Genomic DNA, 15,376 nt, shown 5'->3' on the forward strand with positions numbered 1-15,376 from the left:
GTGCTATGGCCGACCCAGCGCAGAACCTTCGCTCCTCCGTCGTCACCGAGGCCGTTGACGACCGTCACTGGCGGGTGATCCTGCGGCGTCTTCGCGCCACGTTCAGCGCGCCGGACTTCGCGACCGGCGCGACGTTCGTGGCGAGGGTTGCGGCGGCCGCGGACGAGGCGAACCACCATCCCGACGTCCTGCTGCGCTGGGGTCAGGTCACAGTGACGACGCGTAGCCATGACGTCGAGGGCCTCACCCAGCGCGACATCGACCTGGCGCGCGTCGTGTCCGCGATCGCCGACGACCTCGGGCTCGAGGGTGCGGTGCCGCGCAGCGAGATCCTGGAGATCGCCGTCGACGCGCTCGACATCCCTGCGGTCCGGCCGTTCTGGGCCGCGGTCCTGGGATACGAGGAGGCGACGATCCTGCCGTTCGACGGTGCGCCCGCGGACTCGTCGGCCGACGACTACGTCGAGCTCCGCGACCCTGCGGGCGTGGGCCCCACCGTGTGGTTCCAGCAGATGGATGCGCCGCGGCCGCAGCGCAACCGCATCCACTTCGACATCGCGGTCCCGCACGACCAGGCGGAGGCCCGGGTCCAGGCGACGATCGACGCCGGCGGGCTCCTGGTCAGTGATCGCGAGGCGCCCGCGTTCTGGATCATGGCAGACCCCGAGGGCAACGAGGTCTGCATCTGCACGTGGCAGGCGCGCGGCTCGAGCTGACGGGCGCAGTGGCCCGTTCACGCCTTGCACCCGAAGTCCTCGGTCCCGTCGTCGGGCTCCTCCATCCCTGCATGGACCACCTTTCGGACGTCCCCCGCCTGCCAACCTACGCAGACGTAACCTGACCTCCGCCGCTTCAAGCCCCCACGGCGGCATGGGTTTCGTCGAAGGAGTCCGAGATGAGTCGTCCGCTGCGTTCGCGCACGTCCACCCACGGTCGCAACATGTCCGGCGCTCGTGCGCTGTGGCGCGCCACCGGCATGGGCTCGGAGGACTTCGGCAAGCCGATCATCGCGATCGCCAACTCCTACACACAGTTCGTGCCCGGTCACGTGCACCTCAAGGACATGGGCGATCTGGTGGCGTCCGCCATCCGTGAGGCCGGCGGCGTGTCCAAAGAATTCAACACCATCGCGGTCGACGACGGCATCGCGATGGGTCACGCGGGGATGCTCTACTCGCTGCCGAGCCGTGACCTGATCGCGGACTCCGTCGAGTACATGGTCAACGCGCACTGCGCCGACGCCCTGGTCTGCATCTCCAACTGCGACAAGATCACGCCCGGCATGCTCAACGCGGCGCTGCGGCTGAACATCCCGGTCGTCTTCGTGTCCGGCGGCCCGATGGAGGCCGGCAAGGCGATCGTCGCCGACGGCGTCGCGTCCACGCCGCTGAACCTCATCAACGCGATCAACTACGCGGCCGACGACAACGTCACCGACGAGGCGCTGGCCAAGGTCGAGGAGTCGGCCTGCCCGACCTGCGGCTCGTGCTCCGGCATGTTCACGGCCAACTCGATGAACTGCCTGACCGAGGCGCTCGGCCTGTCGCTGCCGGGCAACGGCTCGACGCTGGCCACGCACGCCGCCCGTCGCGAGCTCTTCCTGGAGGCCGGCCGCACGATCGTCGACCTGGCCCGCCGGTACTACGACGACGAGGACGACACCGCGGCCCCCCGCGGCATCGCGACGAAGGCCGCGTTCACCAACGCCATGGCGCTGGACGTCGCGATGGGCGGGTCGACCAACACGGTCCTGCACATCCTGGCCGCCGCGCAGGAGGGTGAGGTCGACTTCGACCTGTCCGACATCGAGGGCCTGTCGCGTCGTGTGCCGTGCCTGTCCAAGGTGGCACCCAACCACCCGCGCTTCCACATGGAGGACGTGCACCGAGCGGGCGGCATCCCCGCGCTGCTCGGCGAGCTGAACCGGGCCGGTCTGCTGGAGACCGACGTGACGTCGGTGCACACGCCGACGCTGCAGGCGTGGCTCGACGACTGGGACGTGCGCGGCGGCAAGGCCACCGACCGGGCGATCGAGCTGTTCCACGCCGCGCCCGGTGGCGTCCGCACCACGCAGGCGTTCTCGACCACCAACCGCTGGGACCACCTCGACACGGACGCGGCCGACGGTTGCATCCGCGACGTCGAGCACGCGTACACGGTCGAGGGAGGCCTGGCCGTGCTGCGCGGGAACATCGCCCCCGACGGTGCCGTCTTCAAGACCGCCGGCGTCGACCCGGATGTCTTCCACTTCGTCGGCCGCGCGCTCGTGTGCGAGTCGCAGGACGAGGCCGTCGAGAAGATCCTCACCAAGCAGGTGCAGCCCGGTCACGTGGTGGTCGTGCGGTACGAGGGGCCGGCCGGTGGGCCGGGCATGCAGGAGATGCTCTACCCGACGTCGTTCATCAAGGGCCGCGGGCTGGGCAAGGTGTGCGCGCTGATCACCGACGGCCGGTTCTCGGGCGGGTCGAGCGGCATCTCGGTGGGGCACGTCTCCCCGGAGGCTGCGGCCGGCGGGACCATCGGCCTCATCGAGGACGGCGACGAGATCGAGATCGACGTGGACACGCGCCTCATCCGGGTCAACGTGCCCGACGAGGTGCTCGCCGAGCGCCGCGCCAAGATGGAGGCGTCGGAGAACCCGTGGCAGCCGAAGGACCGTGACCGCGTGGTCTCGCCCGCGCTGCAGGCCTACGCGGCGATGGCGACGTCCGCCGACCGCGGTGCCGTCCGCGACGTCTCCCGCATCCGCCGCACCTGACGGGTCATACCGGTTATACTCGACGGGTGAAGACGGCGATCTCAGTCCCTGAACCCACGTACAGCGCTGTCGAGGCGCGCGTCGAGGAGCTCGGCATGAGCAGGTCCGAGTTCTACACGCGGGGTGCAGAACTCTTGCTGGCTCGCACGGACGCCGCGACCGTGACCGCGAGGATCGACCTGGTCGTCGAGTACGCCGGCGAGCAGGATGCGAGCCACGCTGCGGCAGTCGCCGCGGGGCGTGCCGTCCTCGTGGACGGTGGAGCGCAGGACGCTTGGTGATCTCGCGCGGAGACGTGTTCTGGCTCGATCTGGGCGAGCCCGACGGCAGCAGGCCGGCACTGCGTCGGCCCGTCGTCGTGATCCAGGCCGATGCCTACAACGCGAGCCGACTCGCGACCACGGTCGTCGCAGTGATGACTTCCAACACGGCACTCGCGGCGATGCCCGGCAACGTGGTTGTCCCCTCCGGCGCCGCCGGGCTGCCGAAGGACAGCGTCATCAACGTCACAGCACTCGTCACGGTGAACAAGGTCGAGCTCGTCGAACGAGCAGGGGCATTGCCGGCGCCGTTGGCCCACGAACTGACGCGAGGCCTCACCCTGGTCCTCGGGCCGTGAGCCGTCGAACGGTCAGTTGTTCGACGAGTCGTGGCGGGGGAGGCGGGCGTCGAGCCAGCTGATGAGGTCGCTGGTGCTGCGGGTCTGCATCCAGACCTGCCCGGGGCCGACGAACTCGGCGACCAGGCCCTCGCCGCCCAGCAGGGTCGTCTTCCAGCTGTTGCCTGCCTTGCGGATCGCGTACTGCACCGTGCTCTCGAAGGCGACGATGTGCCCGGTGTCGATGACCATCCGCTCGCCGGGCGCGAGGGTCGTGCCACGGATCGCTCCGTAGGTCGCGATGAGCATGTCGCCCTGGCCCGAGCAGCGCAGCAGGATCAGCCCGGCCCCGGAGAAGAACCCGCGAGCGCCGCCCCACTGGGAGTCGACCTGGACCGTGGGATCGGAGGCGAGCCAGCCGCCCGACTGGACCAGCAGCTCGTCGCCCCCGGACAGGTTCACCAGCGCGATGTCGCCGGGGTAGGGCGGGGCGACGCCGACCGAGCCGCCCAGCTGCGACGTGAAGTCGTTGACGAAGAAGCTCTCGCCGCCGAAGGCGCGCTTGAGGCCGGACATGAAGCCGCCGCGGGTCGATGTCGCGACCGTGACGTCGCCGCGCTGCGTCGCCATCGCGCCCGACTCCACGCGGAGGGCGCCGCCCGGAGGAAGCGTCGCCTCGGCGAACGCGAAGGCGCCCTCTTCAATGTGTACCTGCACGATGCTCTCCTCACGACGACCCGCGGCCCCTTGCGGCTCGGCCATCATGCCCGGTCGGCGCCCGCGGCGTCGCTCATTCTCGCCGCGCGGTTCCGGGTGCATCCGCGCAGGTCGTCCCTAGAGTGGGGACATGAGCACCCCGGACATCAAGCCGCGCTCGCGCCAGGTCACCGACGGGTTGGAGGCGACCGCGTCGCGCGGCATGCTCCGGGCCGTCGGGATGGGCGACGACGACTTCGCCAAACCCCAGATCGGTGTCGCGAGCTCGTGGAACGAGATCACGCCCTGCAACCTGTCCCTGGACCGGCTGGCCGACGCCGTGAAGGCCGGCGTGCACGCCGGCGGCGGGTACCCGCTCGAGTTCGGCACGATCTCCGTGTCCGACGGCATCTCGATGGGGCACGAGGGCATGCACTTCTCGCTCGTCAGCCGCGACGTCATCGCGGACTCGGTGGAGACGGTCATGCAGGCGGAGCGGCTCGACGGCTCCGTGCTGCTGGCCGGCTGCGACAAGAGCCTGCCCGGCATGCTCATGGCCGCCGCCCGGCTGGACCTCGCGAGCGTCTTCCTCTACGCCGGTTCCATCGCACCGGGGTGGGTCAAGCTGAGCGACGGCACCGAGAAGAACGTGACGATCATCGACGCGTTCGAGGCCGTCGGCGCCTGCGCCCGTGGGCTGATGAGCGAGGACGACCTGGGCCGCATCGAGCGAGCCATCTGTCCCGGCGAGGGTGCGTGCGGCGGCATGTACACCGCCAACACGATGGCGTCCGTCGCCGAGGCGATGGGCATGTCGCTGCCGGGCTCCGCGGCGCCGCCGTCGGCCGACCGCCGCCGGGACGCCTTCGCGCACAAGTCCGGCGAGGCCGTCGTCGAGCTGCTGCGCCGGGGCATCACGGCGCGGCAGATCATGACCAAGGAGGCGTTCGAGAACGCGATCTCCGTGGTCATGGCGTTCGGCGGCTCGACGAACGCCGTGCTGCACCTGCTCGCGATCGCGCACGAGGCCGAGGTGGACCTGACGCTCGACGACTTCAAGCGCGTCGCCGCACGTGTGCCGCACCTGGGCGACCTCAAGCCTTTCGGCGCCTACGTCATGAACGACATCGACCGCATCGGCGGCGTCCCCGTGGTGATGAAGGCGCTGCTGGACGCCGGGCTGCTGCACGGCGACTGCCTGACCGTCACCGGCAAGACGATCGCCGAGAACCTGGCCGACGTGAACCCGCCGGACCCGGACGGCAAGATCCTGCGCGCCCTGGACAACCCCATCCACCACACGGGCGGCATCACGATCCTCGACGGGTCGCTGGCGCCGGAGGGCGCGGTCGTGAAGAGCGCCGGCTTCGACTCCGACGTCTTCGAGGGCACCGCGCGCGTGTTCGACCGCGAGCGGGCGGCGATGGACGCGCTGGAGGACGGCACGATCGTCGCGGGCGACGTCGTCGTCATCCGCTACGAGGGCCCCAAGGGCGGCCCGGGCATGCGCGAGATGCTGGCCATCACCGGGGCGATCAAGGGCGCGGGCCTGGGCAAGGACGTGCTGCTCCTGACGGACGGCCGGTTCTCCGGCGGGACGACGGGCCTGTGCGTCGGTCACGTCGCGCCGGAGGCCGTCGACGCCGGGCCCATCGCGTTCATCCGCGACGGCGACCGCGTCCGGCTCGACGTGGCGAACGCGAAGCTGGACCTGCTGGTGGACGCGGCGGAGCTCGAGGCGCGCCGCGAGGGCTGGGAGCCGCTGCCGCCCACCTACACGCGTGGTGTCCTGGCCAAGTACGCGAAGCTGGTCCAGTCGGCGAGCAAGGGCGCGGTCCTCATCTGACCGTTCGGCGGGGACGACAAGACCACGCCTCGGGAGGGTCGCCCGTCGGCGGTCTCACCGGAGCGTGTAGTCGAACGTCACGCGGTGCGTGCCGTCGGCTTCGATGACCAGCGAACCGCCGCCCTCGATCCCGGCCAGGTCCCCGGTGCCGCTGCCGGGGACGATGGTGAAGTACTCGGCCGACCTGCCCGCGCCGCGGGTGGTGGCTGCGTGCGCGAAGTTGAACGCACCGGTGCGGCCGTCGAGCGAGCCCACGAACGACTCGATGGCGACATACGTACCGACCCCGCGCTCGGGGTCGAACGCCGACGTGAACAGGGTCGTCGACCGGCCCTCGGCGCCGCCCGAGTACAGCTTCTCCATCGTCGCGACCCCGACCCCGAGCGCCGTCGGCGCCTGCACCGCGTCGACCGGGACCGGCGTGAACCCGCTGACCGTGAACGTCGTCTCTGTGAGCATGCGGTGACCGTAGCGCCGGACACCGACACGCCCGCCGGGCGCGGCGCCCTAGGGTGAGGGTGTCTGCTGGTTCGGGAGCGAGGGAGTGTCGTCGTGGGCAAGGTGCACGAGAGCATCGACGGGCGCCTTCGGACGTTCATCGAGCGGCAGCCCATGTTCTTCGTCGCGAGCGCGCCGAGCGGGCCGGACGGCCACGTCAACGTGTCGCCCAAGGGGATCCCCGGGTCGTTCGTCGTGATCGACGACCACACGGTCGCGTACGTCGACATCACCGCGAGCGGCTCGGAGACCATCGCGCACCTGCGCCAGAACGGCCGCATCACCATCATGTTCTGCGCGTTCGACGGGCCGCCCAACATCGTCCGGCTGCACGGGCACGGCCGGTTCGTGACGCTCTACGACGAGGGGTTCGACGACCTGCTCGCGATGTTCCCGGGCGACCTGCCGGAGGAGCGCGGCACGCGGGCGGTGATCGTCGTCGACGTCGAGCGAGTCTCGGACTCGTGCGGGTACGGGGTGCCGCTCATGACCTTCGCCGGCGAGCGGGACCTCCTGCCCCCGTACATGGAGCGCAAGGGCGTCGAGGGCCGCGCCGACTACCGCCGGCTCAAGAACCGCGTGAGCATCGACGGCCTGCCGGCGTTCGACATGGATCCCGACGTGGCCGACTGAAACTGCCTGGTGAAACCGGCCACACGGCCCTCGCGGAGCCGGTACGGTTCGGGCAGTCACGACGACGGTGCGTGACGTGACGAGGGGGACACGTGACCGCCGACCTGGCGATCTCCACGCGCGGCCTGCGCAAGACGTACCGACGGTTCAACCTGACGCGCTCCGTCGCGGTCGAGGGACTCGACCTCGACGTTCCGGTGGGCGGCGTGCACGGGTTCCTGGGGCCCAACGGGTCGGGGAAGACGACGACGATCCGCATGCTGCTGGGCCTCATCCGGGCCGACGAGGGCACGATGCGCTTGTTCGACCAGGAGGTGCCGCGCGCGCTGCCGCAGGTGGTCGGCCGCGTGGGGGCCATCGTCGAGCAGCCCAAGTTCTTCCCGAACTTCTCCGGGCGCCGCAACCTCATGCTGCTGGCGGGCGCGATCCACGCCGACCCGTCGCTCGTCGACGTCGTCCTGTCCGACGTCGGCCTCGCCGACCGCGCCAAGGATCGCTTCCGCAGCTACTCGCTGGGCATGAAGCAGCGGCTCGCCATCGCTGCGACGCTGCTCAAGGACCCAGACCTGCTGATCTTCGACGAGCCGACCAACGGCCTGGACCCGGCGGGGATCCGGGAGATCCGCGGCACCATGCGCGGGCTCGCGGACCGCGGCAAGACGGTGCTCGTCTCGAGCCACATCCTGGGCGAGGTCGAGCAGGTCGCCGACACCGTCTCGATCATCGCGCGCGGACGGCTGCTGGCCAGCGGTCGCGTGCAGGACCTCATCGGTGCCTCGGCTGTGACCACGGTGCGCGTCGGCGTGCACGACCCCGACGCGGCCGCGCAGGTCATCGCTGCGCGCGGCTGGGGCGTGCGGCGCGACGAGCGGATGCTGGTCGTCGACGGTGCGCCCGCGCCCGCCGCGATCACCGAGCTGCTGGCCGGCCACCGGCTGTTCGTCGACGAGCTCGTCCCGGTGCGCGCCGACCTGGAGTCGGTGTTCCTCGAGCTCACCGCGGGCCAGGGGCCCGGCTCGCGAGCCGACGGCGGTGAGCACGGCCCGCACGGACGCCGCGCCCAGCCCGAGGGAGGTGCGCGATGAACCTCCTGCGCGTCGAGCTCGCCCGGTTCTACGCCCGCGTCCTGCTCTGGTGCGTGGCGGTGGGTCTGTTCGTCGTGTCGGGGCTGGTCGTCTTCGACGCCTGGCACTCCTCCCGGCCGCCGTCGGCTGCAGCCGTGGCCGAGGCGCAGACGTTCTACGAGCAACAGCTCAAGGACTTCGAGGAGAACGGCGAGCAGATGGTCGCCGACTGCAAGGACCAGCAGTCGCAGGACCCGGACCCGAAGGCGGACTACGGCTGCGACCAGATGAAGCCGAAGCTCGAGTACTACCTCCCGTACACGCCGAGCTTCGCCGGTGAAGGGGTCAGGTCGCTCGGGAACATCAGCATGGCGATCCTGCTCGTCGCGGGCCTGATGGGCACGAGCTTCGTCGCCGCCGAGTTCGCGAGCGGCGCGATCAGCAACTGGCTGACGTTCGCGCCGCGCCGCGTTCCCGTGTTCGCCAGCAAGCTCGGCGCCGCGTTCTTGGGCGTCCTGCCCGCCGTGATCCTGGCGGTGGGCGTCACCGCCGGTGGCATCGTGCTCGCCTACAGCTCCCACGGCCTGCTCGACGGTGTCACCGACGCTGCGTGGGCGGGCTTCCGCGACACGTCTCTGCGCCTCCTCGCCGTCGGACCGATCGCCGCCGTGGCGGGCGCCGCGCTCGCCTTCCTGCTGCGGCACACGGCGGCCGTGCTGGGCGTGGTGATCGGCTGGGCCGTGGTGTGGGAGGGGTTGCTGCGGTCGCTCATCCCGACCCTCCAGCCCTACACGGTGGTGCTCGACGTCACCGCGTGGGTGCAGGGCGGGACGACCTACTCCGTCGAGGACTGCGGCGTGCGTGCGCCGGACGGATCGATGACCTGCGAGTACGTCGAGCACACGCTGCACATGACGCAGGCCGGGCTGCAGCTCGGCGGGCTCGTCGTCGTGCTCGTCGTCGTCGCCCTGCTCGTGTTCCGCCGACGCGACGTGGCCTGACCTGCAAGAACTTCAGTCCGGGGCGTTCCGCGCCGATGTCACCGGTGCACCGCGGCCGACCGGCCCGGGCGGACGGGTGGGCGATGGGTGACGAGCCGGCGATCTGGACCCGGGGGCTGCGCAAGACGTACCGGTCGTTCACCATGCGCGAGGTCGTCGCGGTCCAGGGCCTCGACCTGCGCGTGCCCGCCGGTGGTGTGCACGCGTTCCTGGGGCCCAACGGCGCCGGCAAGACGACGACCATCCGGATGCTCCTGGGGATGGTGCGACCGGACGCCGGGGAGATCCGTCTGCTCGGGCACGCGCTCCCGCAGGGCCTCGAGCCCGCGTTGCGGCACGTGGGTGCGGTGGTGGAGCAGCCGACGTTCTACCCGCACTTCTCCGGCCGCGAGAATCTGATGCTGCTCGCCGTGGCGGCGGGCGTTCCCGCGTCGAAGGTCGATGCGGTGCTGGACCAGGTCGGCCTCGCCGGGCGCGGGCGCGACCGCTTCCGCAAGTACTCCCTCGGGATGCGCCAGCGGCTTGCGATCGCCGCAACCCTGCTGCGCGACCCGCAGCTCGTCATCCTCGACGAGCCGACGAACGGGCTGGACCCCGCGGGGATCCACGACGTGCGCGAGCTGATGAGGTCGCTCGCCGACCAGGGCCGGACCGTGCTCGTCTCCAGCCACGCGCTCGCGGAGGTCGAGCAGGTGGCGGACACGGTGTCGATCGTCGTGCGGGGTGCGTTGGTCGCGGAAGGGCGCGTCGCGGACCTGCTCGGTGAGCGGTCGGGCACGACCGTGCGGGTACGCGTGGACGAGACGGACGACGCGGCCGCCGTCCTGCGGCGCACCGGGTGGACCGTGCGCGACGACGCCAACCACCTCGTCGTCGACGGTGCGCCGTCGGCGGCCGAGGTGAACCGCTCGCTCGTGGCGTCGGGCATCTACGCGCACGAGCTGAGCCTGGTGCGGCCCGACCTGGAGGCGGTCTTCCTCGACCTCACGCGCGAGGTGGCCTCATGACGCGTGCCCTGCGCGCCGAGCTCCGTCGGATCCGCCTGCGGACCGTCACGTGGCTGATGCTCGGCCTCCTGCTCGTCGTCGCCGCCGGGTTCGTCGCCACGTCGTGGGACGACGCGCGGCCGAGGACGGCCGCCGAGCTCGCAGCAGCCCACGAGGCGTACGAGGACGACGTCCGCACCATCGCGGACATGGTCGTGCAGTGCCGTGCGCTCCGCGAGAAGAACCCTGACTTCGATCTCGACTGCGATCTGAAGGCCAACCCTGAGTCGTCGTATCTCTGGAGCGGCAGGTCCTTCGCTGACGTCCTGGCCAGTGCGGTCGACGGGCTCGCCGCGCCGCTCGCGGGCGCTGCGCTCGTCGTCGCGGTGTCGTTCGTGACGGCCGAGTTCGGCGCTCGGACCATCGCGCCCTGGCTCGTCGTTGTCCCGCGCCGAACCCGGGTGGTGCTCAGCAAGACCTCGGCCGCCGCGATCGCCTCCGTGCCCGGCGCAGTGGTGACCGTCGCGGTGACCGCGCTGGGCCTGATGGCGTTGTACGCGGCCTGCGGGCGCTCGGTCGGTGCGGCGGGCGTCTGGGGGCCCGTGGTGGGGACGGTCGGTCGTGAGCTGGTCCTGGTGGTGCTCGCCGCCGTCGTGGGCACGGGACTCGCCTTCGCGCTGCGGCACGCCACCGCGGTTCTCGGCGTCCTGGTCTGGTGGGTGATCGCCGTCGAGGTGACCCTCCCCGTGGTCCTGCCCGGGTGGGTCCCCGTGACGGTCGCGACGAACGCGAGCGCCTGGCTGACCGGTCGGGCGACGTACACGGTCGAGCAGTGCACACCCGATCCTGCCCAACCCACGACGCCGTGGTGCCAGGACGTGGAGCACGTCGTCGGCGGGGGGCAGGGACTGATGGCGCTCGTCGTGCTGGCTGTGGTGGTCGCGCTGGCCGGCGTCCTCGTCTTCAAGCGACGGGACGTCACCTGACGCCCGTCCACTTGCTGGTCTCGTGAACCACGATGTGAGACGGATCATGGGTGGCGTGACACCGCGCCTACGGAGGCGTAGCCTCGCAGGCGTGCAGACGATCCTCCTCGTAGTACTTCCTGAGCGCGCCGGCTGAGGCCACCCGCACAGGCCTCGTCAGCGCGCTCACCCCTCGTTCGCCCGTGCCGGGCCCGGGGGGTTTTGTTTTGCCCACCACGCACGACCTCGCAGAGCAGCACCACCAGCAGCACCAACCCGAGCAGCACCACCGCACGCAGGGAGACACATCGATGGTCACCGGTCCTCACCCGGCGCCGCCGCGCACACCCGCCCCGTCGCCGACCGCCGTCCCGACCCCCGCCCGCACGACGCCGAGCGTCAGCGAGCAGGTCACCGGCGCGCAGTCGATCGTGCGCTCGCTCGAGGAGGTGGGCGCCGAGGTCGTCTTCGGCATCCCCGGTGGAGCGATCCTGCCGACGTACGACCCGCTGATGGACTCCACCCGCCTGCGCCACATCCTGGTGCGCCACGAGCAGGGCGGCGGGCACGCCGCGGCCGGCTACGCGTCGGCGACCGGGCGCGTGGGCGTCTGCATGGCGACGTCCGGTCCCGGCGCGACGAACCTCGTGACCCCCATCGCCGACGCGCACATGGACTCGGTCCCGCTGGTCGCGATCACCGGGCAGGTGGGCGCGTCGCTGATCGGCACGGACGCGTTCCAGGAGGCCGACATCGTCGGCATCACGCTGCCCGTCACCAAGCACAACTACCTGGTCACCGACCCCGACGAGATCCCGCGCGTCATCGCGGAGGCGTTCCACATCGCGTCGACGGGTCGCCCCGGCCCTGTGCTCGTCGACATCGCCAAGTCCGCGATGCAGAGCCAGACCACGTTCGCCTGGCCGCAGGAGATCTCGCTGCCCGGCTACCACCCGGTGACCAAGCCGCACGCCAAGCAGATCCGCGAGGCGGCCCGGCTGCTCGCGACGGCTCGTCGGCCCGTCCTGTACGTCGGGGGCGGCGTGATCCGCGCCCGCGCATCGGCGGAGCTGCGCGCCCTCGTCGACGCGTCCGGCGCGCCCGCGGTGACCACCCTCATGGCCCGCGGCGCGCTGCCCGACTCGCACCCGCAGAACCTGGGTATGCCCGGCATGCACGGCACCGTGGCCGCCGTCGCGGCGCTGCAGAAGGCCGACCTGATCGTCGCCCTCGGTGCCCGGTTCGACGACCGCGTCACGGGCCTGCTGTCGAGCTTCGCGCCCGGTGCCGCGGTCGTCCACGCCGACATCGACCCGGCCGAGATCGGCAAGAACCGCACGGCGGACGTGCCGATCGTCGGCGACCTGCGCGAGGTCATGGCCGACCTGCTGCCCGAGCTCGCTCGTGAGCACGCCCAGCACGGCAAGCCTGACCTCGAGGGCTGGTGGAAGACGCTCGACGACCTGCGCGAGTCCTTCCCGCTGGGCTTCGACGAGCCGTCGGACGGGCTGCTCGCGCCCCAGCACGTCATCTCCAGGATCGGCGCGCTGTCCGGCCCGGAGGCGACGTACGTCGCGGGCGTGGGCCAGCACCAGATGTGGGCCGCGCAATTCATCCGCTACGAGCGCCCCAACGCGTGGCTCAACTCGGGCGGTCTCGGCACCATGGGCTACTCGGTCCCCGCGGCCATGGGCGCGAAGGTGGGGGAGCCGGACCGCACGGTCTGGGCGATCGACGGCGACGGCTGCTTCCAGATGACCAACCAGGAGCTGGCCACCTGCACGATCAACGAGATCCCGATCAAGGTCGCGATCATCAACAACTCATCGCTCGGCATGGTGCGCCAGTGGCAGACCCTGTTCTACGAGTCGCGCTACTCCAACACGGACCTGCACACGGGCCACGGGACCAAGCGCGTGCCGGACTTCGTCAAGATGGCGGACGCGTACGGGGCCGTGGGCCTGCGGTGCGAGTCCAAGGCCGACGTCGACGCGACGATCAAGCGCGCGCTCGAGATCAACGACCAGCCCGTGGTCGTCGACTTCACGGTCTCGCGCGACTCGATGGTGTGGCCGATGGTCGCCGCCGGCGTGAGCAACGACAAGATCCAGTACGCCCGGGGCATCAGCCCGGCGTGGGACCGGGAGGACTGAGCGCGATGAACCTTGATGCCACAGCCCGACCCACGGATGCAGAGGACTGAACCATGAGCCGTCACACCCTGTCGGTGCTCGTCGAGAACAAGCCCGGCGTGCTCACCCGCGTCGCGGGCCTGTTCGCCCGACGCTCGTTCAACATCCACTCGCTCGCGGTGGGCCCCACCGAGCACGCCGAGATCTCGCGGATCACGGTCGTCGTGGACGTCGACGAGCTCCCGCTCGAGCAGGTGACCAAGCAGCTCAACAAGCTGATCAACGTCATCAAGATCGTCGAGCTCGAGGACGCGGCCTCGGTGCAGCGCGAGCTGCTGCTGGTCAAGGTGCGCGCCGACGCGTCGCAGCGCACGAGCGTCCTCGAGGTCGTGAACCTCTTCCGCGCCCACGTCGTCGACGTGGTGCCGGACTCGGTCGTCGTCGAGGCGACCGGTTCCCCCGCCAAGCTGGAGGCGCTGCTCGCGGCGCTCGAGCCGTTCGGCGTCCGCGAGATCGTGCAGTCCGGCACGGTCGCCATCGGACGCGGCTCCCGATCGATCACGGACCGGGCGCTCGAGCGCGTCTCGCGTTCGGCCTGATACCTCTTGTCTCGCACACCCACATCACCTAAGGAGTTCCACCGTGGCTGAGCTGTTCTACGACGACGATGCCGACCTGTCGATCATCCAGTCCAAGAAGGTCGCCGTCATCGGCTACGGCAGCCAGGGGCACGCGCACTCGCTGAACCTGCGCGACTCCGGCGTCGACGTCACCGTCGGCCTGCGCGAGGGTTCCGCCTCGCGTGCCAAGGCCGAGAACGAGGGTCTGAAGGTCGCCTCGGTCGCCGACGCCGTGGCCGGCGCCGACGTCGTCGTCATCCTGGCGCCCGACCAGGTCCAGCGGATCGTCTACCGCGAGGAGATCGAGCCCAACCTGCGCGACGGCGCTGCCCTGGTCTTCGGCCACGGCTTCAACATCCGCTTCGGCTACATCAAGCCGGCCGCGCAGCACGACGTGCTCATGGTCGCCCCCAAGGGCCCGGGTCACCTGGTGCGCCGCGAGTACGTCGACGGCCGCGGCGTGCCCGTGATCGTCGCCGTCGAGCAGGACGCCTCGGGCTCCGCCTGGGACCTGGCGCTGTCCTACGCCAAGGCGATCGGTGGCCTGCGTGCCGCCGGAATCAAGACGACGTTCACCGAGGAGACCGAGACCGACCTGTTCGGCGAGCAGGCCGTCCTGTGCGGTGGCGTGTCGCAGCTCATCCAGTACGGCTTCGAGACGCTGACCGAGGCGGGCTACCAGCCCGAGGTCGCGTACTTCGAGGTGCTGCACGAGCTCAAGCTCATCGTCGACCTCATCTTCGAGGGTGGCATCACCAAGCAGCGCTGGTCGGTCTCCGACACGGCGGAGTACGGCGACTACGTCTCCGGTCCGCGCGTCATCACGCCCGACGTCAAGGCGAACATGGGTGCGGTCCTCGCGGACATCCAGTCCGGCGCCTTCGCCGAGCGCTTCATCAACGACCAGGACGCCGGCGCGCCGGAGTTCAAGGCGCTGCGCGAGAAGGGTCAGAACCACCCGATCGAGCCGGTCGGCCGCGAGCTGCGCAAGCTGTTCGCGTGGGTGAAGCCCTCGGACACCGATTATGTGGAGGGAAGCGCCGCGCGCTGATCTCGACTCACGGAACGGCACCCCGGGGCTCCTGGGGTGCCGTTCGTCGTTCGTGCGCAAGGATGGACCGACGACGACGAAGGGTTGACGATGACCGACACCACGGCTGACGACGAGTACGGCGCGGACGCGATCGCGACGGACGGCGACGACCGCATCAGTGCGTTCTGGCAGGCGGCCCGTGGCCACCTGGGCTTCGGCAAGATGGAGTCGATCGTGGGCGGCAACCCGCTCGACGTGGTCCCGCCGCCGTCGTTCTCGTACGGCGAGGGTGCGGAGGCCGACGAGGTGCTGGCGCAGATCCTGGCGGGCTCGAAGACGGAGTCGTCGTACCCGCGTGCCGAGTCCGGTGACGAGCTCCCGCGGGTGGGGGACGTCGCGATCGTGCTGGACGGCAGCGGTGAGCCGAAGGCGCTGATCCGCACCACCGAGGTGGAGGACGCGGACCCGGTCGTGGAGCGGTTCGAGCTCGTGTACCCCCTGAACGGCCCGACGCCTGCGGTGGACTGACCAGCGCGATGGCCGAGG

Annotated in this window: 16 protein-coding genes; 14 read left to right on the plus strand and 2 right to left on the minus strand. The window is 70.8% G+C overall.

The genetic code is table 11. From position 1 onward, the window contains the following. The first annotated feature begins 5 nt into the window (after positions 1-5). The 4 genes from IC607_RS13010 (at position 6) to IC607_RS13025 (ending at position 3,377) form a co-directional block, all read left to right on the plus strand. Positions 6-716: a VOC family protein gene (locus IC607_RS13010; protein WP_191787840.1), complete on the plus strand. Its 711-nt coding sequence runs from the start codon at positions 6-8 to the stop codon at positions 714-716. Positions 717-895: 179 nt separating this feature from the next. Then, positions 896-2,758: a dihydroxy-acid dehydratase gene (ilvD, locus tag IC607_RS13015; protein WP_191787841.1), complete on the plus strand. Its 1,863-nt coding sequence runs from the start codon at positions 896-898 to the stop codon at positions 2,756-2,758. 26 nt (positions 2,759-2,784) lie between these two features. Further along, the gene (locus tag IC607_RS13020) at positions 2,785-3,039 is read left to right on the plus strand and encodes a hypothetical protein (RefSeq protein ID WP_191787842.1); all 255 of its coding nucleotides are present in this window, start codon (positions 2,785-2,787) and stop codon (positions 3,037-3,039) included. After that, entirely contained in the window at positions 3,036-3,377 is a 342-nt protein-coding gene (locus IC607_RS13025) for a type II toxin-antitoxin system PemK/MazF family toxin (protein ID WP_370526262.1), read from the plus strand. The genes IC607_RS13020 and IC607_RS13025 overlap by 4 nt, the downstream gene beginning before the upstream one ends. Positions 3,378-3,389: 12 nt before the next feature. Here the strand turns inward: IC607_RS13025 and IC607_RS13030 are convergent, their stop codons facing one another. Beyond that, entirely contained in the window at positions 3,390-4,073 is a 684-nt protein-coding gene (locus IC607_RS13030; RefSeq protein WP_191787844.1) for a TIGR00266 family protein, read from the minus strand. Positions 4,074-4,203: 130 nt separating this feature from the next. On the opposite strand from IC607_RS13030, the gene ilvD (IC607_RS13035) reads away from it, so the two are divergent. Then, positions 4,204-5,898: a dihydroxy-acid dehydratase gene (gene ilvD / locus IC607_RS13035; RefSeq protein WP_191787845.1), complete on the plus strand. Its 1,695-nt coding sequence runs from the start codon at positions 4,204-4,206 to the stop codon at positions 5,896-5,898. A gap of 54 nt (positions 5,899-5,952) precedes the next feature. Here ilvD (IC607_RS13035) and IC607_RS13040 read toward each other — a convergent pair whose 3' ends face one another. Continuing rightward, positions 5,953-6,357, minus strand: coding sequence for a DUF3224 domain-containing protein (locus IC607_RS13040; RefSeq protein ID WP_191787846.1), 405 nt, complete (start codon positions 6,355-6,357; stop codon positions 5,953-5,955). Positions 6,358-6,450: 93 nt separating this feature from the next. Here IC607_RS13040 and IC607_RS13045 point away from each other — a divergent pair, with 93 nt between their 5' ends. From IC607_RS13045 to IC607_RS13085, 9 genes are all read left to right on the plus strand, one after another. Then, positions 6,451-7,029 (plus strand): pyridoxamine 5'-phosphate oxidase family protein, encoded by a 579-nt coding sequence (locus tag IC607_RS13045; protein WP_191787847.1) that lies wholly within the window; start codon positions 6,451-6,453, stop codon positions 7,027-7,029. Between the two features lie 92 nt (positions 7,030-7,121). After that, positions 7,122-8,114 (plus strand): ABC transporter ATP-binding protein, encoded by a 993-nt coding sequence (locus IC607_RS13050; RefSeq protein WP_370526210.1) that lies wholly within the window; start codon positions 7,122-7,124, stop codon positions 8,112-8,114. Beyond that, positions 8,111-9,094: an ABC transporter permease subunit gene (locus IC607_RS13055; protein WP_191787848.1), complete on the plus strand. Its 984-nt coding sequence runs from the start codon at positions 8,111-8,113 to the stop codon at positions 9,092-9,094. Before IC607_RS13050 ends, IC607_RS13055 begins: the two co-directional genes overlap by 4 nt. Positions 9,095-9,177: 83 nt before the next feature. Continuing rightward, the gene (locus IC607_RS13060) at positions 9,178-10,101 is read left to right on the plus strand and encodes an ABC transporter ATP-binding protein (protein ID WP_191787849.1); all 924 of its coding nucleotides are present in this window, start codon (positions 9,178-9,180) and stop codon (positions 10,099-10,101) included. Further along, entirely contained in the window at positions 10,098-11,066 is a 969-nt protein-coding gene (locus IC607_RS13065; RefSeq protein WP_191787850.1) for an ABC transporter permease subunit, read from the plus strand. Before IC607_RS13060 ends, IC607_RS13065 begins: the two co-directional genes overlap by 4 nt. Before the next feature lie 290 nt (positions 11,067-11,356). Further along, positions 11,357-13,198, plus strand: coding sequence for an acetolactate synthase large subunit (locus tag IC607_RS13070; RefSeq protein ID WP_191787851.1), 1,842 nt, complete (start codon positions 11,357-11,359; stop codon positions 13,196-13,198). A 53-nt stretch (positions 13,199-13,251) separates the two neighbouring features. Next, the gene (gene ilvN, locus IC607_RS13075) at positions 13,252-13,776 is read left to right on the plus strand and encodes an acetolactate synthase small subunit (RefSeq protein WP_191787852.1); all 525 of its coding nucleotides are present in this window, start codon (positions 13,252-13,254) and stop codon (positions 13,774-13,776) included. Positions 13,777-13,819: 43 nt separating this feature from the next. After that, a complete protein-coding gene (gene ilvC, locus IC607_RS13080) occupies positions 13,820-14,848 on the plus strand; it encodes a ketol-acid reductoisomerase (protein WP_191787853.1) in 1,029 nt (342 codons plus the stop codon). Between the two features lie 90 nt (positions 14,849-14,938). Continuing rightward, the gene (locus tag IC607_RS13085) at positions 14,939-15,358 is read left to right on the plus strand and encodes an ASCH domain-containing protein (RefSeq protein WP_191787854.1); all 420 of its coding nucleotides are present in this window, start codon (positions 14,939-14,941) and stop codon (positions 15,356-15,358) included. The last annotated feature ends 18 nt before the right edge of the window (positions 15,359-15,376 follow it).

Origin of the sequence: Cellulomonas sp. JH27-2 (genome assembly GCF_014837175.1) — a bacterium.
Classification (GTDB): domain Bacteria; phylum Actinomycetota; class Actinomycetes; order Actinomycetales; family Cellulomonadaceae; genus Cellulomonas.

Excerpts from the sequence above, each read along its gene's own strand:
- IC607_RS13010 (WP_191787840.1), top strand. The coding sequence starts at position 6 with ATGGCCGACCCAGCGCAGAACCTTCGCTCCTCCGTCGTCACCGAGGCC.
- ilvD (WP_191787841.1), top strand. The coding sequence starts at position 896 with ATGAGTCGTCCGCTGCGTTCGCGCACGTCCACCCACGGTCGCAACATG.
- ilvD (WP_191787845.1), top strand. The coding sequence starts at position 4,204 with ATGAGCACCCCGGACATCAAGCCGCGCTCGCGCCAGGTCACCGACGGG.
- IC607_RS13040 (WP_191787846.1), bottom strand. The coding sequence starts at position 6,357 with ATGCTCACAGAGACGACGTTCACGGTCAGCGGGTTCACGCCGGTCCCG.
- IC607_RS13055 (WP_191787848.1), top strand. The coding sequence starts at position 8,111 with ATGAACCTCCTGCGCGTCGAGCTCGCCCGGTTCTACGCCCGCGTCCTG.
- IC607_RS13060 (WP_191787849.1), top strand. The coding sequence starts at position 9,178 with ATGGGTGACGAGCCGGCGATCTGGACCCGGGGGCTGCGCAAGACGTAC.
- IC607_RS13065 (WP_191787850.1), top strand. The coding sequence starts at position 10,098 with ATGACGCGTGCCCTGCGCGCCGAGCTCCGTCGGATCCGCCTGCGGACC.
- IC607_RS13070 (WP_191787851.1), top strand. The coding sequence starts at position 11,357 with ATGGTCACCGGTCCTCACCCGGCGCCGCCGCGCACACCCGCCCCGTCG.
- ilvN (WP_191787852.1), top strand. The coding sequence starts at position 13,252 with ATGAGCCGTCACACCCTGTCGGTGCTCGTCGAGAACAAGCCCGGCGTG.
- IC607_RS13085 (WP_191787854.1), top strand. The coding sequence starts at position 14,939 with ATGACCGACACCACGGCTGACGACGAGTACGGCGCGGACGCGATCGCG.